This is a genomic window from Caballeronia sp. LZ033 (assembly GCF_031451265.1).
GTDB lineage: Bacteria > Pseudomonadota > Gammaproteobacteria > Burkholderiales > Burkholderiaceae > Caballeronia.
The window spans coordinates 392,093-414,456 of record NZ_JARUXQ010000004.1; the positions used below are offsets into that span (position 1 = coordinate 392,093).

Consider the following 22,364-nt stretch of genomic DNA (forward strand, 5'->3'; position numbering starts at 1 on the left):
TCGGTTTCGATTTCAAAACAAGACAATCTGGAGGTTCATCATGATCAAGGCATTCGTTCCCGCGCTCGTCATCGCCACTGCTCTTGCTGCTCCGAGCTTCGCGTTTGCACAAAGCAATGCGCCGGTGACCCGCGCTCAAGTCCGCGCCGAACTGGTTCAACTGGAAAAGGCCGGCTACAACCCGTCGCAAGACCGCGTGAACTATCCGCAGCAACTGCAAGCAGCACAAGCCCGCGTGAACGCCGAAGACGGCCAGACGGCTTATGGCGCTTCGACCGCAGGTACCTCGCAGTCGGGTGCTGCGAACGGTGCAGCGCGCGCCAATGTGTCGATGTCGGATCGCAACTCGGTCTACTTCGGTCACTGATTCGACCCGGCGGATGCGCCGGGACAGCAGCGTTGAAGAGCAGGTGCAGTTGATGTAGCAACTGAGGTGGCAGTTGAAGGTGAAGAAGCAGTTGACGTTGTAGTTGCAGTCTCAGAAACCAAGAGCAGTGGCATTACCAGCAGTATTTGCGAGAAATGCAGTAGGCAGTGAAGCATTACCGCTGCAAGCAGTAAGCATCACGCAGTACCGGAACGCCGGCCGCTACAGAGCGACCGGCGTTTTTTTTATTTCTCGACTGCGTCTGCATTGCCAGGCGACACCGCGCCGCATGCGCGAATCACGAGCCTGACCACTTCCTCCGTCTGCGCATCGAAGGCCTTGCGCGTCAGCGCACGTTTGCCCTTGAGCGCGCGGATCTGTGCATCGAAGTCGGCGTAATGCTGGGTAATCGCCCAGATCATGAACATGAAGGTATCCGCCTCGACCGGCGCGAGCAGGCCGCGCGCGACCCAGCCGTCGATCACCTTCACGCGCGTGTCGAGCCAAGGCTTCACGCGCTCGTTGAGAATGTCCTGCATGTGATGGGCGCCGTGGATGATCTCGCTCGCCCACACCTTCGAGCCGAGCGGCCTGCGTCGCGACAGCTCCATCTTCGCGCGGACATAGCCGCCAATCGCTTCCACCGGATCATCGCTGCATTCGAACGTGTCCGCCGCGCGATGCCAGTCTTCGAACAGGTCTTCGAGCACCCGGCGGTACAGCGCCAGCTTGGTCGGAAAGTAGTAATGCAGGTTGGCCTTGGGCAGGCCGGCGCGCTCGGCGATCATCGCGGTGCTCGCGCCTTCGAGTCCCTTTTCCGCAAATACCTCTTCCGCGCAGGCCAGCAACTGCGCCTCGTTGCTCTCGCGGATCTGCGCCTTGCGCCGCCGCAAGGGGGGCGTCTCGGCCTCGCTTCCGGTGATGCCGTGTGCCGCGTCGTCGTGTCTCATCGTCGATTGTCGAGCTCGTGTGTGCCGCATCGTGCCTCAATTGCGCCGTTCATGCACGCCGCGCTGCATCGCGACGAAAGCGCCGCCTGAGCCATGCCACATCGATGCTGCACAGCAATGGCATGCAAATCGCTTGGTACGCCTGCGCACGAAAGACGTTGATTTGCTTATTTTAATCGGCTACAACCTGTCCAACCGGACAGGATTCGACAAGTGCTCCGATCGAAAAGAAGCACACCGCTTGCAGCATGCATCGCAGAACAGACTTGTGCACCGCCACTGTGCGGCATGCACGAGCGCGGTTCCCACAGACGAAGGCCGATAGTAAGGAGCGCGCCGCATGAACGCTGTCACGGATTCACTTCGAGAGGCTGGTCTCGACACATCCATCAAGGTCAACGGCGAGAGACTGTGGAACAGTCTCATGACGATGGCGAAGATCGGCGCCACGCCCAAAGGCGGCGTGTGCCGCCTGGCGCTGACCGACCTCGACCGGGAAGGCCGCGATCTCATCGTTTCCTGGGCGAAGGAAGCGGGCTGCACGGTGAGGGTCGATCAGATGGGCAACGTGTTCATGCGGCGCGCCGGCCGCAACCTCGACGCCTTGCCCGTGATGACCGGCTCACACGCCGATTCGCAGCCCACCGGCGGCCGCTTTGACGGCATCTATGGCGTGCTCGGCGGACTGGAAGTGATCCGCTCGCTGAACGATCGCGGCATCGAGACCGAACATCCGATCGAAGTCGTCATCTGGACCAACGAGGAAGGCTCGCGCTTCGCCCCGGCGATGGTGGCGTCCGGCGTCTTCGCAGGCGCCTTCACGCTCGACTATGGCCTGTCGCGCAAGGACACCGACGGCAAGACGATCGGCGAGGAACTGAAGCGCATTGGCTATGCGGGCGATCAGCCATGCGGCGGGCGCAAGCTGCATGCGGCATTCGAACTGCACATCGAGCAGGGACCGATACTCGAAGCCGAAAACAAGACGATCGGCGTCGTGACCGATGCGCAGGGTCAGCGCTGGTATGAGATCACGCTGACGGGTCAGGAAGCGCACGCGGGCCCCACGCCGATGCCGCGCCGCAAGGACGCCTTGCTCGGCGCCGCGCGCGTGGTGGATCTGGTGAACCGCATCGGCCTCGACCATGCGCCGCTTGCCTGCGCGACGGTCGGCATGCTGCAGGTGCATCCGAATTCACGCAATGTGATCCCGGGTCGCGTGTTCTTCACGGTGGACTTCCGTCATCCCGACGACGCCGTGCTCGCCCGCATGGATGCGGCGCTGCGCGAAGGCGTCGAGCGCATTGCAGGCGAGATCGGCTTGCAGACCGAACTCGAGCAGATCTTCTACTACGAGCCCGTCAAGTTCGATGCCGCGTGTGTCGCGTCCGTCCGCGCGGCGGCGCAGCGCTTCGGCTATTCGCATCGCGACATGGTGTCGGGCGCGGGCCACGACGCGTGCTATCTCGCGCGGGTCGCACCGACATCGATGGTGTTCGTGCCGTGCGTGGACGGCATCAGTCATAACGAAATCGAAGACGCGACGCAGGAGTGGATCGAGTCGGGCGCCAACGTGCTCCTGCACGCGATGCTCGAACGCGCGTCGGAACCCGCCTCTTAAGCAACGCTTTTGTCATCGCAAATCAATCCGTCCGCGACCCCAAACGCGGACGGAAGGCATCGTCACGCCTTCATCGAGGAACGTGTATGACCATGAAAACCATCGGCGACATTGCGACCGGACGCCTTGCACCGGAACAGCTCGCCTGCGAATTCGCGGATGTCGCGCCCTTGCTCGACGCCACCGCCGCGGCCGCTGCGGCGAGCCGCTGCTTTTACTGCTACGACGCGCCGTGCATCCAGGCCTGTCCCACGCAAATCGACATTCCCGGCTTCATTCGCAAGATCGGCAACGGCAACCTGAAGGGCGCCGCTGTGGACATTCTCTCCGCCAATCCGCTCGGCGGCATGTGTGCGCGCGTCTGCCCGACGGAGATTCTTTGCGAAGGTAGTTGCGTACGCAATCATCCGGGCGACCAGCCGGTGGCGATCGGCGCATTGCAGCGTCACGCCACCGACCGCGCAATGGCCCGGGGCGAGCCCTTGTTCGCGCGCGCGCCGGAGACGGGCCGGCGCGTGGCGGTCGTCGGCGCGGGTCCGGCGGGGCTCGCGTGCGCGTACCGGCTCGCGCTGGCGGGTCATCGCGCGGTGATCTTCGATGCGCGCGACAAACCGGGCGGCCTCAACGAATACGGCATCGCGGCGTACAAGACGGTCGAAGACTATGCGCAACGCGAGATCGAATGGCTGCATTCGATTGGCGGCATCGAGATCAGGACGGGCATGGCGCTCGGCCGCGATGTCACGCTCGACGAACTGCGCACGCAATACGACGCGGTGTTCATCGGCTTCGGGCTGGCGGGCGTGCGTGAGCTGGCGCTCGAAGGCGAGACGCTCGGCGGCGTGATGAACGCGGTGGATTTCATCGAGCAGGTGCGTCAGGCCGATGAACTCGCGAGCGTGCCGGTGGGGCGGCGTGTCGTTGTGATCGGCGGCGGCAATACGGCCGTGGATGCCTGCGTGCAGAGCCGCAAGCTCGGCGCGACCAGCGTGACGATGGCTTACCGGCGCGGCGTCGACAACATGAGCGCAACGTGGGCGGAGCGCGAGTTCGCGCAAACCAACGGCGTCACGATCGTCACGCATGCGAAGCCCGTACGGCTGCTCGGCATGGACGGCCAGGTGAGCGGCGTGGAGTTCGAGCGCGACGCGGAGCGCTTCGTGATCGAGGCCGACATGGTGCTGAAGGCGATCGGTCAGACGCTCGTGCCGGTGGGCGTTGCGCGCGAACTGCTGACGCTGGATGGCGGACGCATCGTCACGGACGAGAACCGTCAGACGACCCTCGCGAAAGTCTGGGCGGGCGGCGACTGCGCGACCCATGAAGGACTCGATCTCACCGTGCAGGCCGTGCAGGACGGCAAGATCGCGGCGGCGTCCATCGATGCATCGTTCGAACTGACCGCCATCAAGGCTGCGTGAATCCCTGCGTGAATCCCTGGAAGGAATCCAACGAACATGGCTGACCTGACTTGCAACATCGCCGGCATCACTTCGCCGAATCCCTTCTGGCTGGCCTCCGCGCCGCCCACCGACAAGGCCTATAACGTCAACCGCGCCTTCGAGGCGGGCTGGGGCGGCGTGGTCTGGAAGACGCTGGGACTGGACCCGCACGTCGTCAACGTGAGTTCGCGCTACGGCGCGGTGCAATGGAACGGCCAGCGTATCGCGGGGCTGAACAACATCGAGCTGATTACCGACCGGCCGCTCGACATCAACCTGCGCGAGATCGAACAGGTGAAGCGCGACTGGCCCGATCGCGCGCTGATCGTGTCGCTGATGGTGCCGTGCAACGAACGCGACTGGAAGTGGATCCTGACGCAGGTCGAGGACACGGGCGCCAATGCGGTCGAACTGAACTTCGGCTGTCCGCACGGCATGAGCGAGCGCGGCATGGGCGCGGCTGTGGGACAGGTGCCCGAATATGTGGAGATGGTCACGCGCTGGGTGAAGGAGGGCACGAAGCTGCCGTGCCTCGTCAAGCTGACGCCCAACATCAGCGACATCCGCATGGGCTCGCGCGCCGCGTTCAAGGGCGGCGCGGACGGCGTGTCGCTGATCAACACGATCAACTCGATCGTGGCCGTCGATCTCGACGAGATGGCGCCGATGCCCACCGTCGATGGCCGCGGCACGCACGGCGGCTACTGCGGCCCGGCCGTGAAGCCGATCGCGCTGAACATGGTCGCGGAAATCGCACGGGATCCGGAGACGCCGAACCTGCCGATCTCGGGCATCGGCGGTATCTCGTCGTGGCGCGACGCGGCCGAGTTCATGGTGCTGGGCGCGGGCAGCGTGCAGGTCTGCACGGCGGCGATGCACTACGGCTTTCGCATCGTCAGCGATCTCGCGGATGGCCTCTCGAACTGGATGGACGAAAAAGGCTATGCGACGCTCGACGACATTCGCGGCCGCGCCGTGCCCAACGTCACCGACTGGAAATACCTCAACCTCAAGTACGACATCAAGGCGCGCATCGATCAGGACAAGTGCATTCAGTGCGGGCTGTGTCATATCGCGTGCGAGGACACATCGCATCAGGCCATTCTTGCGCAGAAGGACGGCAAGCGTCATTTCGAAGTGGTCGATGCGGAATGTGTCGGCTGCAACCTGTGCATGCATGTGTGCCCGGTCGAGCAGTGCATCACGATGGAACGCGTCGATGCCGGCGAGTACGCGAACTGGACCACGCACCCGAACAATCCGGCGCGCGTGACCGACGAAGAGTCCGTGAAGGCAGCTTGAGCGAGGCTTAGCGTTCCGCATCCATCGTTTCCTGGACACATCAACCGGAGTGCATCCGATGAAGCAGACAGCGCACGACGTCGAGGCCAGCAGCCTGTACAACGACGATCTCGCGCCCACCGGCCCCGCGCAGCGAACCTGGAAGTGGTATCACTTCGCGGCGCTGTGGGTCGGCATGGTGATGAACATCGCGTCGTACATGCTCGCGGCAGGTCTCACGGAGCAGGGCATGTCGCCGTGGCAGGCGGTGCTGACCGTGCTGCTCGGCAACCTGATCGTGCTCGCGCCGATGCTGTTGATCGGCCATGCGGGCGCGAAGCACGGCATTCCTTATGCGGTGCTCGTGCGTTCGTCGTTCGGCACGCAGGGCGCGAAGCTGCCCGCTCTGCTGCGGGCGGTGGTCGCGTGCGGCTGGTACGGCATCCAGACCTGGCTGGGCGGCAGCGCGATCTACACGCTGTTGAACATCCTCACCGGCAACGCGCTGCACGGCGCCGCGCTGCCGCTCATCGACATCTCGCTCGGACAGCTGGCGTGCTTCCTCGTGTTCTGGGCCTTGCAGCTGTACTTCATCTGGCATGGCACGGATTCGATCCGCTGGCTCGAAAGCTGGTCGGCGCCGATCAAGGTCGTGATGTGCATCGCGCTCGTGTGGTGGGCGACTTCGAAGGCGGGCGGACTGGGTTCGATGCTGTCGGCGCCGTCGCAGTTCGCGGCGGGCGGCAAGAAGGAAGGGTTGTTCTGGGCGACCTTCTGGCCGGGACTCACGGCGATGGTCGGCTTCTGGGCGACGCTCGCGCTCAACATTCCCGACTTCACGCGTTTCGCCCGCACGCAGCGTGATCAGGTGATCGGCCAGTCGATCGGACTGCCCGTGCCGATGGCCTTGCTCTCCGTGATCTCGGTGGTCGTGACCTCGGCGACGGTCGTGATCTACGGCCACGCCATCTGGGACCCGATTGACCTGACGAGCCGCATGACGGGCATCGGCGTGGGTGTCGCGCTGCTGATTCTCACGCTCGATACCATGTGCTGCAATCTCGCGGCCAATCTCGTCGGACCGGCCTATGACTTTTCGAGCCTGTGGCCGAAGGGCATTTCGTACCGGGCGGGCGGCATGATCACGGCGACCATCGCCATCGTGATGATGCCGTGGAAGATCCTCGCGACCACGCAGGGCTATATTTTCACCTGGCTGGTCGGCTATTCGGCCTTGCTCGGACCGGTGGCGGGCATCCTGATGGTCGACTATTTCCTGATTCGCGGCACGCGGCTCGATCAGCGCGAACTCTTCGACGAGCACGGCCAGTACTCGTATAGCAACGGCTGGAACGTGGCCGCCGTGGTTGCGTTGCTGGTCGGCGTGCTGCCCAACTTGCCGGGCTTCCTGCACACCGCGTTTCCAGCCTCGTTCCCGGGTGTACCGGCTTTCTTCAATACGCTCTACACGTATGCGTGGTTCGTGGGCCTCGTGCTGGCGGCGCTGGTCTATGGATCGTGGATGAAACTGCGCGGCTCGCCGCGCGCCGGCGTACTCAGCGCCTGAACGGCTCATTATCGGATTGCTTTCTGGAGGACGACTCATGCCTATCCTGATTCGCGGCGGTACCATCATCGATGCGGACCGCACCTGGCGCGCCGACGTGCTGTGCGCGGACCGGCAGGCCGGCGGCGCGATACTCGCCATCGGCACGGATCTCGACGCGCCCGCCGGCACGCAGACGGTCGATGCGGGCGGGCAGTACGTGATGCCCGGCGGCATCGATCCGCATACGCACATGGAACTGCCCTTCATGGGCACGACCGCCAGCGACGACTTCTACACCGGCACGGCGGCGGGTTTGTCGGGCGGCACGACGAGCATCATCGACTTCGTGATTCCGAGCCCGAAACAGCCGCTGATGGACGCGTTCAAGGAGTGGCGCGGCTGGGCCGAGAAGGCGTCGGCGGATTATGGCTTTCACGTCGCGGTGACGTGGTGGGACGAGTCCGTGCACCGCGACATGGGTTTGCTCGTGCAGGAACATGGGGTGTCGAGCTTCAAGCATTTCATGGCGTACAAGAACGCCATCATGGCCGACGACGAAGTGCTGGTGAACAGCTTCACGCGCTCGCTCGAACTCGGCGCGTTGCCGACGGTGCATGCCGAGAACGGCGAACTCGTATTCCAGCTGCAGAAGCAGTTGCTGGCCAAGGGCTTTCGCGGACCGGAGGCGCATCCGCTGTCGCGTCCGCCGGAAGTGGAGGGTGAGGCCGCCAACCGCGCGATCCGCATTGCGCAGGTGCTCGGCGTGCCGCTGTACATCGTGCATGTGTCGGCGAAGGATGCCGTCGAGGTCATCGCTAAGGCGCGCAACGACGGCCTGCGCGTGTTTGGCGAGGTGCTGCCGGGACATCTGGTGATCGATGAATCCGTTTATCGCGATCCGGACTGGACGCGTGCCGCCGCGCACGTGATGAGCCCGCCGTTCCGGTCGGCCGAACATCGCGAGGCCTTGTGGCGCGGCTTGCAATCGGGCCAATTGCACACCACGGCGACGGATCATTGCGTGTTCTGCGCGTCGCAGAAGGCGATGGGCCGCGAGGACTTCACGCGCATTCCAAACGGCTGCGGCGGCGTGGAAGACCGGATGTCGGTGCTGTGGCACCACGGCGTCAACATGGGCCGCCTGACGCCGAACGAATTCGTGCGCGTGACCTCGACCAATGCGGCGCAGATCTTCAATCTGTATCCGCGCAAGGGCGCGGTGCAGGTGGGGGCGGACGCGGATCTGGTCGTCTGGGATCCAAACGCGACGCGCACCATCTCCGTGAAGACGCATCATCAGAACGTGGACTTCAATGTCTTCGAGGGGATGACGGTGCAGGGCGTCGCGACCAGCACGCTTTCGCGGGGCGCGCTTGTCTGGACGGACGGCGAGTTGCGCGCGGAGCGCGGCGCGGGGCAGTATCTGAAGCGTCCGCCGAATGGGTCTTACTTCGAGGCGGCTCGGGTGGCGAACCGGTTGAAGGAGCCGCATCCGGTGGAGCGGGTCTGAGGCAGCCGCTGCGTGGCGTGGCTGTTTTTGCAGATGCGGTTTCACGCTCTTTCACGCGCTCGCAAGCATAATCCGGCAGGCTGGTGACTTTCTCACACTGCCGGATCATGCCGATGAAGATTGTTCAGGGAATGGGGCGCCTTGTGGCGCTGTGCGGCGTCGCAGTTGCGCTCGCGTTGCCGCTCGCATGCGTGGCGAACCCGAACGCATTGTGGGACATCGTCCACGATTATTGCGAGCCGGCCGCCGAAGGCGCGCCGGTGAAGCAGAAGTGCGCAGACGTAAATCTGCCGGAAGGTTATGCGGTGCTGAAGGATCTTGTGGGCGTCGCGCAATATCTGCTGATTCCGACGGCGCGCGTCTCCGGTATCGAAAGTCCCGCGCTGCTGGCACCGGATTCACCCAATTACTTTCGCGATGCCTGGAACGCGCGCGGGTACGTCGACCGCAAGCTGCATCGCACCTTGCCGCGCGATGAAGTGTCGCTTGCGATCAACTCCGCGAGCGGGCGCACGCAGAATCAATTGCATATCCATATCGATTGCCTCGCCGCCGATGTCGCGCAAACGCTGCGTGAGGTCGGGCCGCGTATTGGCACGGAATGGGCGCCGCTGCCGGTGCGGTTCCGTGGGCACGTCTACAGCGCGATGCGCATCGACGACGCTGATTTGTCGCACACGGATCCGTTCAAGCTGCTCGCGCCGTATGCCGCGCAACGCGGACAGACGATGGGCCAGCAGACGCTGCTGCTGGTGGGCGCGGTGCGCGGCGACGGGACGGCTGCTTTCTATCTGCTCAACGATCATGTGCAGGCGGGCGACTGGGCTTCGTCGGAGGAGCTTCAGGATCACACGTGCTCGCTGGCCGATCGGTCTATAGAGAAACCCTGAGGGTTGCAGAAGAATGAAGTGACGCGGGATCTCGCGAGGATTCGTATCAGGCGGTTGCGAATTCGGAGATTTCGCGGGTTGTTACTTCATCTTCCGGGAACCACAATGAATGCATTCGGATATCACGTTTGACCCGTTGAAGGACGCGATCAACTGTACCGTAACCTGGCTAAAAGAAAGAGTAATGGAACAGAAACGAACACCCAAAGTTTTCATCTATCCCACGGACGAAGAAGACGAAGCAATCAACCGCGGCATAGCGTTGGACCCGGACACCTGGGAGTTGACCGACAAAGTTTTCAAGCGCCTCAAGCCCTACGCCATTTATGAGGAGGAGCGCCGGAGGGCTGGTCAGCGGTAGTGACGTGGGTTACCGTGACCGCGCCGCACTCTATCGTCTTCAAAGCGTTGTTTGCGGCGCGTGAAATAACGCGATCAAATCCTGGAAGCCTGTCCGCAGGCGTGTGCTTCGCATGGTTTGCGCGGAAGATTCAAGTCGCGGCGCGTGATCGGTCTGCGCCGGGCAAACGCTAGAAGGATCGAAAAGTATGCGAAGGAAGCTTAGCGAAATCATCCGCCCAACGCCCGAGGAAAACGAGGAAATCAACCGAGGCATAGGATTAGACCCGGACACCTGGGAACTGACCGACGAAGAGCTCAAACAACTCAAGCCCTACGCCATCTATGAGGAGGAACGCCGAAAGGCAGGTGACCGATAGCGCGATGCATAGCCGCAACCCCGCCGCACGTCACTAGCCCTTGGGCCATCACGTGCGGCGCGCGACCCATCAATCAAACCCTTGAAACACGGCATCGTCCGGGCCAATAGAAACAGGCGACTTCCACGCGGCATCGCGCATCGAATGACGCACCTGATGTTCGACGCCCAGCAGCACCGCGAAAATCGCCATGCGCACCGCAATGCCGTTATCGGTCTGCCGGAAGATCGCGAGGCGCGAGTCGTGGTTCAGGTCCGTCGCGAGATCATTCGCGCCCGGCCGGCTGTCGCGCGGCAGCGGATGCATGATGAGCGTGTCGCGGCCGCATACCGCATCGACGAGTGCCTGATTGATCTGGAAGTCGGGCGTATAGCCTTCGATGGACTCATCGGCGAATCGCTCTTTTTGAATGCGCGTTGCATACACCACGTCCGCGCCAGCCAGCCCGGCGCGCAAATCGCTGGTCTGTTCGATCACATGATCGTTGCGTGCAAGACGGTCGATGATATGCGCCGGCATCTCCAGCGATCCCGGCGAGACGAGCGTGAATTTGAGCCCCTTGTAGAGCGAGAGCAGCTTGGCGAGGGAATGCACGGTGCGGCCGTACTTGAGATCGCCGACCATCGCGATATGCGCGCCATCGACTATCTTGCCGAGCCGCGAGAACTCGCGCTGGATCGTATAGAGATCGAGCAGCGCCTGGCTCGGATGTTCTCCCGGTCCGTCGCCGGCGTTGATGACGGGAATGTTCGTCGCGCGCGCGAACTCGGCGACTGAGCCCTGTTCCGGATGCCGCACGACAATCGCGTCCGCGTAACCGCTGATCACGCGGCTCGTATCGTAGATCGATTCGCCCTTGGCCATCGACGAAAACGTGAAGCCCGTGGTATCGCAGACCGAGCCGCCCAGCCGCGCGAACGCCGCGCCGAAACTCACGCGCGTACGCGTGCTGGCCTCGAAAAACAGATTGGCCAGCACCGCACCTTCGAGAACCCGCGTGATCTTTTTGCGACGCGCGATGGGCTGCATCATGTCGGCCGTGCGGAACAGCGCCTCGGCCGATTCGCGCGAGAACTGGTCGATGGACAGCAATTGCGGCCGTCCCTCGAACTCGATGTCCGAATGTGCGCTTTGCGTATATTCGCCGTTCTGCGGCATGCTGCTGAGAATCTCGGCGACGTAGCGTGCCGCGATTTCCGGCATCGCGCGGGATTCCGGCGACTCGTCCGGCAGGAGCCAGGTGTCCAGCGCGCGCCGCGTCACGCCAATGCGTCCGGCAAAAGCATCGCGGGTCATGTTCAGACGGCGCATGGCGTCGCGAAGAATGGTCTGCTGCTGAAGATGGGACATGGCGCTGCTCCAAAATATACGCGGTGCGTATAGTAGATCACTCGCCAATCAGATGCAACACCAGTTCGCGCTGATGCTCCGCCGTGCGGTGCTCGAAGACATAGATGCCTTGCCACGTGCCCAGGACCATGCGTCCGGCCTCGACGGGAATCGAAAGCTGCACGGTCGTCAGCGCCGTGCGCAGATGCGCCGGCATGTCGTCGGGGCCCTCGGCGTCATGCACGTAGCGGCCGGGCGCCTCGGGAGCAACGGTTTCGAAATAGCGCTCCAGATCCACGCGCACGTCCGGATCGGCGTTTTCCTGGATCAGCAGCGAAGCCGACGTATGCCGGCAGAACAGTGTCAGCAAGCCGGTGCGGATGTCCTGAAGGTCGATCCAGCGGTCGATATCGCGGGTGACTTCGTGCAGGCCACGCGAGCCTGTCGCGACCGTCAGATGGTGCAGTGCCTGTTTCATGTCGGTCTCGGTGCGAAAAGTGCGTCGGGATGTTCAGTGTATCGGCTTGAACGCGAGCGGTTCGTGCCGGGGCAATGAACTATGCTGTTCGAATCCCGGCTCGATGAAGGGCGTCACGATGTGCGCAGCGCTCCCCAGCTCAAGAACGCTCCCGCGCGTACGCACGGTGCTGGCCGTCGCGCTGATCGTGTCCACGTTCGCCCACGCCGACGAAGCCCGTGAAAACCGCGGCCACGATCCTTTCATTCAGGTGTCGAGCGCGCTGCCCGGTTGCATCGCACCGCCTGGACCGTTCGAGACCGAGCAGGAGTGGCTGGACGAGGCGCACTACCGCATCGAGCGCGGCAATAGCTGCTGGCTCGCGGGCCGTTGCCGTCTCTCGAACAGCTACGACTACGACCAGGAGATCGCGGCGAGTGTGACGCGGCGCCTCAACGCGCTGAATGCGTCGTTCCAGTGGCGCGAGAAGACCACGCTGTGGCTGACCATCCAGCGTCGCTTCATTTACGTCGATGGCTGCGTCCCGCGCGATTTCGACAAAAGCCGTTTTATCTCGGCACTCGGCGAGACGGCCGATGTCGACAAGGTCATCGACCGGATCACGGTTCGGCAGTGAACGCGCGGCGCATCCGTTTGCTCTAAGCTTGAAGCGAAGACAACACGGCAGCATGAGGAGGACCGCAGCGGCGTGCGCGCTGGCGGTGTCAGCCCATGACGAAGAAACTCGTTGACTGCATGCGGACCTGCGTCCGGCTGTGGCTGGTCGCGCTGGTTGCGTTGGTCGTGACGGCGTCCGCACACGCGGCGCCGGCGCCGGTCGTCGTGATTCCGCTGAAGGGGGCCATCGGCCCGGCGAGCGCCGATTTCGTCGTGCGCGCGCTGGCTCGTGCCGCCGCCGGGCATGCACAGCTCGCGGTGCTGCAACTGGACACGCCCGGCGGCCTCGACCTGTCGATGCGCTCGATCATCCAGGCCATGCTCGCGTCGCCGGTGCCGGTGGCCGTGTTCATCGCACCGAGCGGCGCACGCGCCGCGAGCGCCGGCACCTACATCGCCTATGCCAGCCATATCGCGGCGATGGCGCCCGGCACGACGCTCGGCGCGGCGTCGCCGGTGCAGCTCGGCATCGGCGGCACGGGAGGCGAGCCGTCGCGCGCGGGCAAGGAAGCATCGGCAACCGATTCCAAAACAGATTCCCAATCGACGGAAACCCGCAAGCAAATGCAGGACGCCGCTGCCTATATTCGCGGCCTCGCCCAGCTGCGCGGGCGCAATGCGCAATGGGCCGAACGCGCCGTGCGCGAGGCCGTGGCGCTCTCGGCGGACGAGGCGCTCGCCCAGCACGTGGTCGACCTGAACGCCGCCGATATCCCCGATCTGCTCACGAAGCTCGACGGCCGCCACGTTCGAACCGTCGCCGGAGAACATGTGCTCGCCACACGCGGCGCGTCCGTCGAGACGCTGGAACCGGACTGGCGCAGCCGCTTTCTCGCGACCATCACGGACCCGAGCGTCGCGCTCATTCTGATGATGATCGGCCTCTACGGCCTGTTCTTCGAATTCGCCAATCCGGGCATGGTGCTGCCGGGCGTTGCGGGCGCGATCTGTCTGCTCATCGGACTGTTTGCGCTGCAACTCCTGCCGGTCAGCTATGTCGGACTGGGACTCGTCGTGTTCGGCCTCGGCTGCCTGATCGCCGAGATGTTCCTGCCGACCTTCGGCGCGCTCGGGATCGGCGGCATTGTCGCGTTTGCCATCGGCGCGCTGATGCTGATCGATACCGACGTGCCCGGCTTCGGCATTCCGTTGGGTCTCGTGATCGGCCTTGCGCTCTTTACGGCGTTGTTCGTGTTCGTCGTGGGCGGCGTCGCGTTGAAAGCGCGCAGGCGGCCGGTCGTGAGCGGCGCGGAGGCGATGACCGGCAGCATCGGCGTGATGCTGCCGAGCGACGGCGCAGCGCCCGGCAGCGGCTGGGCGCGCGTACACGGCGAGCGCTGGCGCGTGCGCACCGGCGACGCGCAGGCGCTGCCGGCCGAAGGCGCGCGCGTACGCGTGATCTCACGCCAGGGACTGACGCTGACGGTCGAAGCGCTTGAAGCGCACGAAGCGATCAAAGCGCACGAAGCGATCAAAGCCGGTCATCCATGAACACCTTTACAGCGAGGCTCGCGAAATGGGGCTTACCTTCGGTTTCAGCGGCATTCTGATTGCCCTTGTCGTCTTTATCCTGGCGTCGGCGGTGCGCATCTTCCGCGAGTACGAGCGCGGCGTCGTCTTCATGCTCGGGCGCTTCTGGAAGGTCAAGGGGCCGGGCCTCGTGCTGATCATTCCCGTGGTGCAGCAGGTCGTGCGCATGGACTTGCGCACCGTGGTGTTCGACGTGCCGCCGCAGGACGTCATCACGCGCGACAACGTCTCCGTGAAGGTGAATGCGGTGGTGTACTTCCGGGTCGTCGATCCGGAGAAGGCAGTGATCCAGGTTGCGCGCTTTCTTGACGCAACGAGTCAACTCGCGCAAACCACGTTGCGCGCGATTCTCGGCAAGCACGAACTGGATGAACTGCTGTCCGAGCGCGAGCGTCTCAATGCCGACATCCAGCGCGTGCTCGATTCGCAGACCGACGCGTGGGGCATCAAGGTATCGAACGTGGAGATCAAGGACGTCGACATCAACGAGACGATGATCCGCGCGATCGCCCGGCAGGCCGAGGCCGAACGCGAGCGCCGCGCGAAGATCATCCATGCGGAAGGCGAACTGCAGGCCTCCGAGAAGCTGTTGCAGGCGGCGCAGATGCTCGCGCAGGCGCCGCAGGCGATGCAACTGCGTTATCTCCAGACACTGACGACGATCGCCGGCGACAAGAATTCGACGATCGTCTTTCCGGTGCCGGTCGATCTCGTCAGCGCGATCGTCGACCGCTTCACCGGCAAGAACAACGCGCCCTGAGCCGCTTCAGACCAGCTTCGGGAAGTCGAGCGTCGTGTCGTTCACGCGGTTCACGAGGTTCGTGAAGTTGATGACGCTCATCGCGAACAGCGCGTCGATCACTTGCGCTTCCGAGTAACCCGCCGCGCGCACTTCGTCGAGACGCGCCGCATCCACCGTGCCGCTGCTGCTGACGAGGTGCCGCACGAAGCGCACCAAAGCGTCACGCTTCGCGTTGCCGGTGGCTTCGCCCGCGCGGATCTGCTGGGTTTCCTGCTGCGTGAGACCGACCATCTTGCCGACCACCGTATGCGCGGCGGCACAGTAGTCACAGCCGACGAGTTCGCTGACAGCGAGCTTGATCGCTTCCACATCGGCCTTTTCGAGGCTGCTCTTCGCGAGGATCGCGTCGCCGTTGAGCGTGGCGCCGAGCGCGGCCGGGCTGTGCGTGCCGATGGTTGCATAGGCATTCGGCACACGGCCCATGGCCTTCTTGATGCCGGCGAACAGGTCGGCGGTGACGCCCGTGGCTTCGTTGACGTTGACTTGGGAAAGACGTGACATGGTGAGCTCCTGGGTTCGTTGACAAGCCATCTGGATGGCGTGAGTGAACTTTAGGCGCGCGCCGTCGCTGCGTGAATGTCCGATCGACTCGTAAAACCGCGCGATCGTCTCAAGCGTCGGAAGAGCGTCCCGGCTTGCTTCATGCCATGATCGGGGCTTCGCCTCTGCATCGACGAAACCGCAATGGATTATCTGACGAGCCTGAAAGTGTTCTGCTCGGTGGTCGAAGCGAAGAGCTTCGCGCGCGCCGCCGACATCCTGGGCTTGTCGCCGCCCGTGGTCTCGCGCGCCATCGCGGGGCTGGAAGAGCGGCTCGGCAGCCGCCTGTTCAACCGCACCACGCGGCAGATCTCGCTGACCGAGACGGCCGAGCGCTTCTATGCCGATTGCTCGCGCCTGCTCGACGAACTCCAGGCCATGGAAGAACGCGCGTCGCACCGCGCCAGCGAGGCGACAGGCCTGTTGCGGCTGGTCGCGCATACCACGGTGATGACGAGCCGCTATACGCCGCTCGTCGCCAGCTTCAGGCGCGCGCATCCGCACGTGCGCCTCGACGTGACGCTGACCGAGCGGCCCGTCGATCTCGTCGGCGAAGGCTACGATCTGGCCATCGTGCTGCCGTTCATGCTCTCCACGGACACGGCGGTCACGCGCCTGCTCGAAACCATCCCGCTGGTGCTGGTCGCGAGTCCCGCGTATCTCGCGCGGCATCCCGCGCCGCGCCATCCGTCCGAACTGACGGATCACGAATTCGTGCCGATGTCCCCGTCGATCCGCAAGCCCGCGCTGACCTTCCGCATCGGCGGCGAGGAGCTGCGGGTGCCGCTCGGTCACGGCGTGACGTCGAACAGCGCGGTGTTCAACCGCGAGATGGTGCTGCAGGGCTTCGGCATCGGCGTGCTGCCGACGGCGCTCGTCGACCGCGACGTGGCCGAAGGCCGCCTCGTCACGCTGCTCGACGCCTATGAACGCGTCGATTCGGCCATCGAGATCCGCATTGCCTACAGCACGCGTGCGCTGTTGCCGGCCAAGGTGCGCGCGTTCGTCGAGCATGCGGTGCGTTTCTGCATCGATTCAGCGATGCTGGCCGACACCGCCCAGTCCTGACTACAGCCCCGCCCAGCCTGGCTCGGGGCGATTGTTTCCATCCGTGTCATTCACTCATGCAGCCTGTGACGGTTGACGGGGTGCATATGCACATCTAGTCTTCCGGCCTATGACGGACGGCTTGATCGGTCCATTTTCACTCTCAATCGTGCATATGCACACAAAGCTGACAAAATGACGACTCCAACGACAAACATTCCCTCGGTCGCCGCGCCCGCCCTGGCGCGGCCCGCGCGGCGCATTCCGTGGATGCTGCTGGCGCTAGGTGTGGTCGGACTGGTGGTGATCGCGGCGGCGGCGTGGTGGGCGCTGGTGCTGCGCTTTCAGGAATCGACCGATGATGCCTACGTGGGCGGCGATGTCACCGTGCTGGCGCCGAAGGTGAACGGCTTCGTGACGGCCGTGCTGGTGCAGGACAACCAGCCCGTCAAGGCGGGCCAGGTGCTGATCCGTCTCGATTCCCGCGACTATGACGCGCGGCTCGCGCAGGCGGACGCCGATCTGTCGGGCGCGCGCGCCGCCGTGGTCGAACTGCAGGCGAAGGACGCGCTCCAGGCCGCGGTGATCAACCAGCAGCAGGCGGAAGTCCATGCGTCGGCGGCGGAACTGACGCGCAGCGCGCAGGACCGTTCACGCTATCGCGAGCTGGTGAAGGACGACGCGGTATCGAACCAGATCGTCGAGCGCGCCGATGCGGACTACGCGAAGGCACAGGCGTCGGTGGACCGCAGCGGCGCGGCGCTGGTCGCGGCAAAGCGCCAGCTGAGCGTGATCGATGCGCAGATCGCCGACGCCGAGGCGCGCGTCGCCACTGCAGAAGCGGCACGACGGGTTGCGGCGCTGAACGTGGAATACACGACGATCCGCGCGCCGGTCGACGGCTATGTGGGCAACCGGACGGCGCGCGTCGGCGTGCTGGCGAATGTCGGCACGTCGTTGCTGACCGTGGTGCCCGCGACGGGCCTGTGGATCGACGCGAACTTCAAGGAAGACCAGTTGAAGAAGATGCGCGCGGGCGATACGGCCGATATCGAACTCGATGCGTCGAACCTGCCGCTCAGCGGCCACGTCGAGAGCCTGGCGCCCGCGACCGGCGCGACCTTCAGCGTGCTGCCAGCCGAGAACGCGACCGGCAACTTCACGAAGATCGTGCAGCGCGTGCCGGTGCGCATCCGTCTCGACGTGCCGAAGGGCATGGAGAACGTGTTGCGTCCGGGCCTGTCCGCGACGGTGAAGGTGCATCTGCGCCAGCAGGCGAACGGCTGAGGAGCGCGCTCATGACCCGATCACCGACCCCGGCGCCGCTCGCCGACCCGTCGACCCAGCCGCTCAAGCTGCGCGCCTTCGCGTTCGCGCTGATGTGCCTCGGCTTTTTCATGGCGACGCTCGACATCCAGATCGTCGCGTCGTCGCTGAAGGACATCGGCGGCGGCCTGTCTGCGAGCCAGGATGAACTCTCGTGGGTGCAGACCTCGTATCTGATCGCCGAAATCCTGGTGATCCCGATGTCCGGCTGGCTCTCGAAAGTGTTCTCCACGCGCTGGCTGTTCGCGGCATCGGCGGTGGGTTTCACGATCACCAGCATGCTGTGCGGCATGGCGTGGGACATCAACTCGATGATCCTGTTCCGCTGTCTTCAAGGCGCGCTCGGCGCCGCGATGATCCCGACCGTCTTCACGACCGCCTTCGTGCTGTTTCCGGGCAGGCAGAGACTGATTGCATCGACAACCATCGGCGCGCTGGCCTCGCTCGCTCCGGCGGTCGGTCCGGTGATCGGCGGCTGGATCACGGATCAATGGTCGTGGCACTGGCTGTTCTACCTGAACGTCGTGCCGGGTCTCGTGGTCGCGCTGCTGGTGCCGAAGTACGTGCATATCGACACGCCGGATCTCTCGCTGCTGAAGAAGGGCGATTATCTGGGCATCGCCCTGATGTCGGGCTTTCTGGGCTGCCTCGAATATGTGCTGGAAGAAGGGCCGCGCAAGAACTGGTTCGGCGACAACGTGATCATCGCGTGCACGTGGATCTCGGCGATCTGCGGCTTCCTGTTCCTCGTGCATGCCTTCACCGCCAAAGACCCCATCGTCGATCTGCGTGCGCTCGCGGTGCGCAACTTCGCGATCGGCAGCGTGCTGTCGTTCGTGACCGGCATCGGCATCTTCGTCTCGGTGTTCCTGACGCCGGTGTTCCTCGCGCGCGTGCGCGGCTTCGATTCGCTGCACACGGGTCTCGCGCTGTTGTCGGTCGGCTGTTTCCAGTTGCTGTCGATCGGCGTGTACGGCTTTGCGTCGCGCTTCATCGACATGCGTGTGTTGCTGGCCTTCGGGCTCGTCTGCTTCGGCGCGGGCTGTTACTTCTACACGCCGCTCACGCACGACTGGGGCTGGCAGCAATTCCTGCTGCCGCAGGCGCTGCGCGGCATCGGCCAGCAGTTCGCGGTGCCCCCCATCGTCACGATGGCGCTCGGTTCGCTGCCGCCGTCGCGGCTCAAGTCGGCGAGCGGCCTGTTCAACCTGATGCGCAACCTGGGCGGCGCGATCGGCATTGCGGTGAGTTCCACGATGCTCAACGACCGTCTCAATCTGCACTATCTGCGCCTCAACGAAAACGTGACGACCGGCCGCTCCGCCGTGGAAGACATGCTGTCGCGCAGTTCGTCGCATCTCGCCTCGGTGGCGGGCGACGCGCTGAACGCCTCGCAGGCGGGGCTGGCGTCGCTGCACGCGCTGGTGCTGCGCGAGGCGCTCGTGCTGACCTTCGCCGACTGCTTCTACGTGCTCGCGCTGTGTTTTCTGTTCGGCCTCGCGACCGTGCTGTTCGCCAAGCCGATAGGCGTTGCGCCGGCCTCGCCGGACGCTCATTGAATCCGGTTTCCATCCGACTTCGACCATGAAGAAACTCGTCCTCTCAACCATCGCGCTTTTGACGCTTGCTGCCTGCGCGGTGCAGCCCGCAACGCACGCCGACCTGCCCGCGACCGTCCAGGCCAGCGCGCCCGTCGACTGGAGCGTCGAGACGCCAAAAGCCGCCGCCGATCCGCTCGCCTGGTGGCAGCAGTTCGACGATCCGCTGATGCACGAACTGGTGGCGTCGGTGCTCGATGAGAACCTCGATCTGCAAGCCGCGCTCGAACGCGTGAAGCAGGCGCAGGCCATCACGACGCAGCGCCGCTCGGTGCTGCTGCCGCAACTCGACGTCAACGCCGGCGCATCCGATTCGCGTCAGAACACGCCGCCGCCGCTCGGATACGTGAGGCAGGCGGGCATCGGGCTCGCGCTGAGCTGGACGCCTGACGTGTTCGGCGGCGAGCGGCTGGAACTGCTGGCCTCGCAGGCGCAACTGGTCGGACGGCAACATGCGGCGGATCAGGTGCGGCTCGCGCTGGCGGCGAACACGGCTGCCGCATATATCGACCTGCGCTGGGCCCAGGCCGAACTCAAGATCCTGCAGGACAATCAGGCGATCCGCGAGCGCGCGCTCAGACTCACGCAGCGCCGCCTGCAATACGGCCTTTCCACCCAGCTCGATGTCGCGCGCGCGCAGAATCAACTGAGCGATCTGCTGTCGCGCATTCCGCGCACGCAGGCCACGATCCAACATCAGTTGAGCCTGATCGCGGTGTATTCGGGACGGACGCCGGAAGCGCTCGACCGCCTGATGCTCGCCGATGCCGGCACGGCGCCGCGCATTCCGGTGCCGGCGGGCGGCGCGCCGCAGCTGTTGCCGTCGGAGGCGTTGTTGCGCCGTCCCGACGTGCTGGCGGCCTACGCCACGGTTCAGCAACGCGCGGCCGAGGTGGGCGTGGCGCGGGCGGAGCGCTATCCGAAGTTCTCGCTGCGCCTGACCGATGGCCTGCTGGCGTCGTCGTATCTCGGGCTGCCGACGCTTACCGACAACCTCTTCTCAGCCGCGCTCAATGCCACCAGTCCGATCTTCAACGCGGGGCGCATCACGGCGGAGATCGGCCAGAACGAGAGCCGCATGCGCGAATCGGAACTCGATCTGCGGCAGACGATGCTTCAAGCGCTGAAGGACGTCGAGGATACGCGCAGCGATCTCGTCAGCACGACTGAATCGAGCGCGCGCCTGAACGATGCGCTCACGGCGTCCGGTCAGTCGCTGACGCTGTCGACGCAGCTGTACAAGGGCGGCGCGGCGAGCTTCCTCGACATGCTCGACGCCCAGCAGACCTATCTGCGCGACGCCGATGCGCTCAACCAGTCGCAACGCGACCATGCGCTCGCCGCCGTGGCGTTGTACCGCGCGCTGGGCGGCGGCTGGAGCGTCACCGGCGACGACAGCACGATCCAGACAGCAAGCAGCACGACGGAGAAGGCGAAATGAGTCTGATCGAAGAAACGGCTGCGGGCCTCGATGGCCTCGCGCAAATGCGCAAGCTCATCGCGAGCGGGCGCAGGCCCGGCATCCTGGTGTCACTGGAATTCGACTTCATCGAAGTGGAAGCGGGCCGGGCGGTATTCGCGGGCGTGCCCGGCGATCATGCGTACAACCCCATCGGCACCGTGCATGGCGGTTATGCAGCCACGCTGCTCGATTCCGCCTGCGGTTGCGCGGTGCATTCGTGCCTGACCGCGACGCAGGCCTACACGACGCTCGAACTCAAGGTGGCGTACCACAAGGCCATCACGCGCGACACCGGCGTGGTGCGCGCGGAAGGGCGCGTGCTCAGCATCGGACGGCGTGCGGCGTTCGCCGAGGCATCGCTGATGGACATGAGCGGGCGGCTGTTCGCATCGGCGACGTCGACGCTGCTGGTGATGGAACGCCAGGCTTAAAAAGCGTCACGCGTGGCGGCGCGCGTAGCGTTTCGCGGCTGCCAAAGGCAGTTCGCCGAACATGACGCGATAGTCGTTCGCGAAGCTGCTGAGATGCCAGAAGCCCCAACTTGGTCGCAGCCGAGGTCACGGACGCGCCGAGCCGCAGATCGCGCCGCACGTGATTGAGGCGCACCGCGCGCAGCCACGCGATCGGATTGAGGTTCAGCGCTTCCTGGAAGGCATATTGCAGCGTGCGTCGGCTGAGCTGCAACTGCACGCACAGCTCGGCGATGGACAGCGGACACGTGCTCGCATCCTGCAGCCGCTCCTGCACTTCGTTGACCAGCCACCAGTAACGCGTGGGACGCGTATCGGCGACAGCGGGAGACGCCGACAGCACATCGGAGACGGCATACAGCACCGTGCGTTCGGGCAGTTCGATGCGCTCGTCGGTGTCCGCCTGTTCGCCCGGCGACGATTGCGCCGCAGCCGCCAGCGTCTGCTTGAGCAGACCGCGCAGGTTGTCGGCGACACCATGGGCGTCGATGTCACCGAGGAAGCCATCGCCGCGCAGCAGGGGCGTCTGTGCGAACCGGCCGAGGTGGCGGCCGCAGCCCTGTTTCTCGCGTCCGATGAATCCAGCTTCGTCAACGGCACGCATCTGTTCGTGGACAACTGCTTCTCGGCTATCTGATCTTCCGCTGCCGAAGGTTCAACGCACGATCATGCGAATCGAAGGTCATGCAGCAATGCGGCCTTCGATTTTTTTTGTGCTGTTGTGGCGTCCCGTCCCATCGGAATGTCGGAATTCTTCTAGCAGGCCGCGCGCGACTTCGGTGAAATGCAGCGTGTG

At 64.5% G+C, this 22,364-nt stretch carries 21 protein-coding genes and 1 pseudogene; 17 read left to right on the forward strand and 5 right to left on the reverse strand.

Annotated features, from left to right (window positions below):
* Window positions 1–43 precede the first annotated feature (43 nt).
* On the forward strand, window positions 44–367 hold the full coding sequence (locus QCE62_RS28980; protein WP_309927490.1) for a DUF4148 domain-containing protein: 324 nt from the start codon (window positions 44–46) through the stop codon (window positions 365–367).
* A gap of 245 nt (window positions 368–612) precedes the next feature.
* Here QCE62_RS28980 and QCE62_RS28985 read toward each other — a convergent pair whose 3' ends face one another.
* Window positions 613–1,317, reverse strand: a complete 705-nt coding sequence (locus QCE62_RS28985) for a TetR/AcrR family transcriptional regulator (RefSeq protein ID WP_404987555.1) — start codon at window positions 1,315–1,317, stop codon at window positions 613–615.
* A gap of 340 nt (window positions 1,318–1,657) precedes the next feature.
* Between QCE62_RS28985 and QCE62_RS28990 the strand changes: the two genes are divergently transcribed.
* From QCE62_RS28990 to QCE62_RS29020, 7 genes are all read left to right on the forward strand, one after another.
* Window positions 1,658–2,938 (forward strand): Zn-dependent hydrolase, encoded by a 1,281-nt coding sequence (locus tag QCE62_RS28990; protein ID WP_309925884.1) that lies wholly within the window; start codon window positions 1,658–1,660, stop codon window positions 2,936–2,938.
* 86 nt (window positions 2,939–3,024) lie between these two features.
* Window positions 3,025–4,359, forward strand: coding sequence for an NAD(P)-dependent oxidoreductase (locus QCE62_RS28995; RefSeq protein ID WP_309925887.1), 1,335 nt, complete (start codon window positions 3,025–3,027; stop codon window positions 4,357–4,359).
* 36 nt (window positions 4,360–4,395) lie between these two features.
* Window positions 4,396–5,682: an NAD-dependent dihydropyrimidine dehydrogenase subunit PreA gene (preA, locus tag QCE62_RS29000; protein WP_309925889.1), complete on the forward strand. Its 1,287-nt coding sequence runs from the start codon at window positions 4,396–4,398 to the stop codon at window positions 5,680–5,682.
* Window positions 5,683–5,740: 58 nt separating this feature from the next.
* Window positions 5,741–7,228 (forward strand): NCS1 family nucleobase:cation symporter-1, encoded by a 1,488-nt coding sequence (locus tag QCE62_RS29005; RefSeq protein WP_309925891.1) that lies wholly within the window; start codon window positions 5,741–5,743, stop codon window positions 7,226–7,228.
* A 37-nt stretch (window positions 7,229–7,265) separates the two neighbouring features.
* Complete coding sequence (gene hydA / locus QCE62_RS29010) at window positions 7,266–8,720, forward strand: dihydropyrimidinase (protein ID WP_309925893.1); 1,455 nt, start codon at window positions 7,266–7,268, stop codon at window positions 8,718–8,720.
* A 113-nt stretch (window positions 8,721–8,833) separates the two neighbouring features.
* Window positions 8,834–9,610 carry a CDP-diacylglycerol diphosphatase gene (locus QCE62_RS29015; protein ID WP_309925895.1) on the forward strand — a complete coding sequence of 259 codons (777 nt, stop codon included), beginning with the start codon at window positions 8,834–8,836 and terminating at the stop codon, window positions 9,608–9,610.
* Between the two features lie 109 nt (window positions 9,611–9,719).
* Window positions 9,720–9,971, forward strand: coding sequence for a hypothetical protein (locus tag QCE62_RS29020; RefSeq protein ID WP_309925896.1), 252 nt, complete (start codon window positions 9,720–9,722; stop codon window positions 9,969–9,971).
* A gap of 427 nt (window positions 9,972–10,398) precedes the next feature.
* On the opposite strand, the gene QCE62_RS29025 is transcribed toward QCE62_RS29020, so the two are convergent.
* Both QCE62_RS29025 and QCE62_RS29030 read right to left on the reverse strand, forming a co-directional pair.
* Window positions 10,399–11,679: an aspartate carbamoyltransferase gene (locus tag QCE62_RS29025; RefSeq protein ID WP_309925898.1), complete on the reverse strand. Its 1,281-nt coding sequence runs from the start codon at window positions 11,677–11,679 to the stop codon at window positions 10,399–10,401.
* A gap of 37 nt (window positions 11,680–11,716) precedes the next feature.
* Entirely contained in the window at window positions 11,717–12,136 is a 420-nt protein-coding gene (locus QCE62_RS29030) for a secondary thiamine-phosphate synthase enzyme YjbQ (protein WP_309837700.1), read from the reverse strand.
* A 118-nt stretch (window positions 12,137–12,254) separates the two neighbouring features.
* Between QCE62_RS29030 and QCE62_RS29035 the strand changes: the two genes are divergently transcribed.
* From QCE62_RS29035 to QCE62_RS29045, 3 genes are all read left to right on the forward strand, one after another.
* Window positions 12,255–12,752, forward strand: a complete 498-nt coding sequence (locus QCE62_RS29035; protein ID WP_309925900.1) for a BON domain-containing protein — start codon at window positions 12,255–12,257, stop codon at window positions 12,750–12,752.
* Window positions 12,753–12,847: 95 nt separating this feature from the next.
* The gene (locus tag QCE62_RS29040; RefSeq protein WP_409017934.1) at window positions 12,848–14,284 is read left to right on the forward strand and encodes an NfeD family protein; all 1,437 of its coding nucleotides are present in this window, start codon (window positions 12,848–12,850) and stop codon (window positions 14,282–14,284) included.
* A gap of 25 nt (window positions 14,285–14,309) precedes the next feature.
* Window positions 14,310–15,083: a slipin family protein gene (locus QCE62_RS29045; RefSeq protein WP_309925901.1), complete on the forward strand. Its 774-nt coding sequence runs from the start codon at window positions 14,310–14,312 to the stop codon at window positions 15,081–15,083.
* 6 nt (window positions 15,084–15,089) lie between these two features.
* Here the strand turns inward: QCE62_RS29045 and QCE62_RS29050 are convergent, their stop codons facing one another.
* Entirely contained in the window at window positions 15,090–15,626 is a 537-nt protein-coding gene (locus QCE62_RS29050; RefSeq protein WP_309925904.1) for a carboxymuconolactone decarboxylase family protein, read from the reverse strand.
* Between the two features lie 183 nt (window positions 15,627–15,809).
* Between QCE62_RS29050 and QCE62_RS29055 the strand changes: the two genes are divergently transcribed.
* The 5 genes from QCE62_RS29055 to QCE62_RS29075 all read left to right on the forward strand — a co-directional run bounded on the left by QCE62_RS29055 (window position 15,810) and on the right by QCE62_RS29075 (window position 21,529).
* Entirely contained in the window at window positions 15,810–16,733 is a 924-nt protein-coding gene (locus tag QCE62_RS29055) for a LysR substrate-binding domain-containing protein (RefSeq protein WP_309925906.1), read from the forward strand.
* 174 nt (window positions 16,734–16,907) lie between these two features.
* Window positions 16,908–17,999, forward strand: coding sequence for an HlyD family secretion protein (locus QCE62_RS29060; RefSeq protein ID WP_309925908.1), 1,092 nt, complete (start codon window positions 16,908–16,910; stop codon window positions 17,997–17,999).
* Between the two features lie 11 nt (window positions 18,000–18,010).
* A complete protein-coding gene (locus QCE62_RS29065) occupies window positions 18,011–19,597 on the forward strand; it encodes a DHA2 family efflux MFS transporter permease subunit (protein ID WP_309925910.1) in 1,587 nt (528 codons plus the stop codon).
* Window positions 19,598–19,622: 25 nt separating this feature from the next.
* Window positions 19,623–21,077 carry an efflux transporter outer membrane subunit gene (locus QCE62_RS29070; RefSeq protein WP_309925911.1) on the forward strand — a complete coding sequence of 485 codons (1,455 nt, stop codon included), beginning with the start codon at window positions 19,623–19,625 and terminating at the stop codon, window positions 21,075–21,077.
* A complete protein-coding gene (locus tag QCE62_RS29075) occupies window positions 21,074–21,529 on the forward strand; it encodes a PaaI family thioesterase (protein WP_309925913.1) in 456 nt (151 codons plus the stop codon). Before QCE62_RS29070 ends, QCE62_RS29075 begins: the two co-directional genes overlap by 4 nt.
* Here QCE62_RS29075 and QCE62_RS29080 read toward each other — a convergent pair.
* On the reverse strand, window positions 21,420–21,932 hold the full coding sequence (locus QCE62_RS29080; protein ID WP_309925914.1) for a helix-turn-helix domain-containing protein: 513 nt from the start codon (window positions 21,930–21,932) through the stop codon (window positions 21,420–21,422). The two genes, QCE62_RS29075 and QCE62_RS29080, sit on opposite strands and share 110 nt — an antisense overlap.
* A 153-nt stretch (window positions 21,933–22,085) precedes the next feature.
* On the opposite strand from QCE62_RS29080, the pseudogene QCE62_RS29085 reads away from it, so the two are divergent.
* A pseudogene (locus QCE62_RS29085) lies at window positions 22,086–22,205 on the forward strand (SDR family oxidoreductase); the annotation flags it as partial.
* Window positions 22,206–22,364: the final 159 nt, after the last annotated feature.

Excerpts from the sequence above, each read along its gene's own strand:
- QCE62_RS28985 (WP_404987555.1), bottom strand. The coding sequence starts at position 1,317 with ATGAGACACGACGACGCGGCACACGGCATCACCGGAAGCGAGGCCGAG.
- QCE62_RS28990 (WP_309925884.1), top strand. The coding sequence starts at position 1,658 with ATGAACGCTGTCACGGATTCACTTCGAGAGGCTGGTCTCGACACATCC.
- QCE62_RS28995 (WP_309925887.1), top strand. The coding sequence starts at position 3,025 with ATGACCATGAAAACCATCGGCGACATTGCGACCGGACGCCTTGCACCG.
- preA (WP_309925889.1), top strand. The coding sequence starts at position 4,396 with ATGGCTGACCTGACTTGCAACATCGCCGGCATCACTTCGCCGAATCCC.
- QCE62_RS29005 (WP_309925891.1), top strand. The coding sequence starts at position 5,741 with ATGAAGCAGACAGCGCACGACGTCGAGGCCAGCAGCCTGTACAACGAC.
- hydA (WP_309925893.1), top strand. The coding sequence starts at position 7,266 with ATGCCTATCCTGATTCGCGGCGGTACCATCATCGATGCGGACCGCACC.
- QCE62_RS29015 (WP_309925895.1), top strand. The coding sequence starts at position 8,834 with ATGAAGATTGTTCAGGGAATGGGGCGCCTTGTGGCGCTGTGCGGCGTC.
- QCE62_RS29020 (WP_309925896.1), top strand. The coding sequence starts at position 9,720 with ATGCATTCGGATATCACGTTTGACCCGTTGAAGGACGCGATCAACTGT.
- QCE62_RS29025 (WP_309925898.1), bottom strand. The coding sequence starts at position 11,679 with ATGTCCCATCTTCAGCAGCAGACCATTCTTCGCGACGCCATGCGCCGT.
- QCE62_RS29030 (WP_309837700.1), bottom strand. The coding sequence starts at position 12,136 with ATGAAACAGGCACTGCACCATCTGACGGTCGCGACAGGCTCGCGTGGC.
- QCE62_RS29035 (WP_309925900.1), top strand. The coding sequence starts at position 12,255 with ATGTGCGCAGCGCTCCCCAGCTCAAGAACGCTCCCGCGCGTACGCACG.
- QCE62_RS29040 (WP_409017934.1), top strand. The coding sequence starts at position 12,848 with ATGACGAAGAAACTCGTTGACTGCATGCGGACCTGCGTCCGGCTGTGG.
- QCE62_RS29045 (WP_309925901.1), top strand. The coding sequence starts at position 14,310 with ATGGGGCTTACCTTCGGTTTCAGCGGCATTCTGATTGCCCTTGTCGTC.
- QCE62_RS29050 (WP_309925904.1), bottom strand. The coding sequence starts at position 15,626 with ATGTCACGTCTTTCCCAAGTCAACGTCAACGAAGCCACGGGCGTCACC.
- QCE62_RS29055 (WP_309925906.1), top strand. The coding sequence starts at position 15,810 with ATGGATTATCTGACGAGCCTGAAAGTGTTCTGCTCGGTGGTCGAAGCG.
- QCE62_RS29060 (WP_309925908.1), top strand. The coding sequence starts at position 16,908 with ATGACGACTCCAACGACAAACATTCCCTCGGTCGCCGCGCCCGCCCTG.
- QCE62_RS29065 (WP_309925910.1), top strand. The coding sequence starts at position 18,011 with ATGACCCGATCACCGACCCCGGCGCCGCTCGCCGACCCGTCGACCCAG.
- QCE62_RS29070 (WP_309925911.1), top strand. The coding sequence starts at position 19,623 with ATGAAGAAACTCGTCCTCTCAACCATCGCGCTTTTGACGCTTGCTGCC.
- QCE62_RS29075 (WP_309925913.1), top strand. The coding sequence starts at position 21,074 with ATGAGTCTGATCGAAGAAACGGCTGCGGGCCTCGATGGCCTCGCGCAA.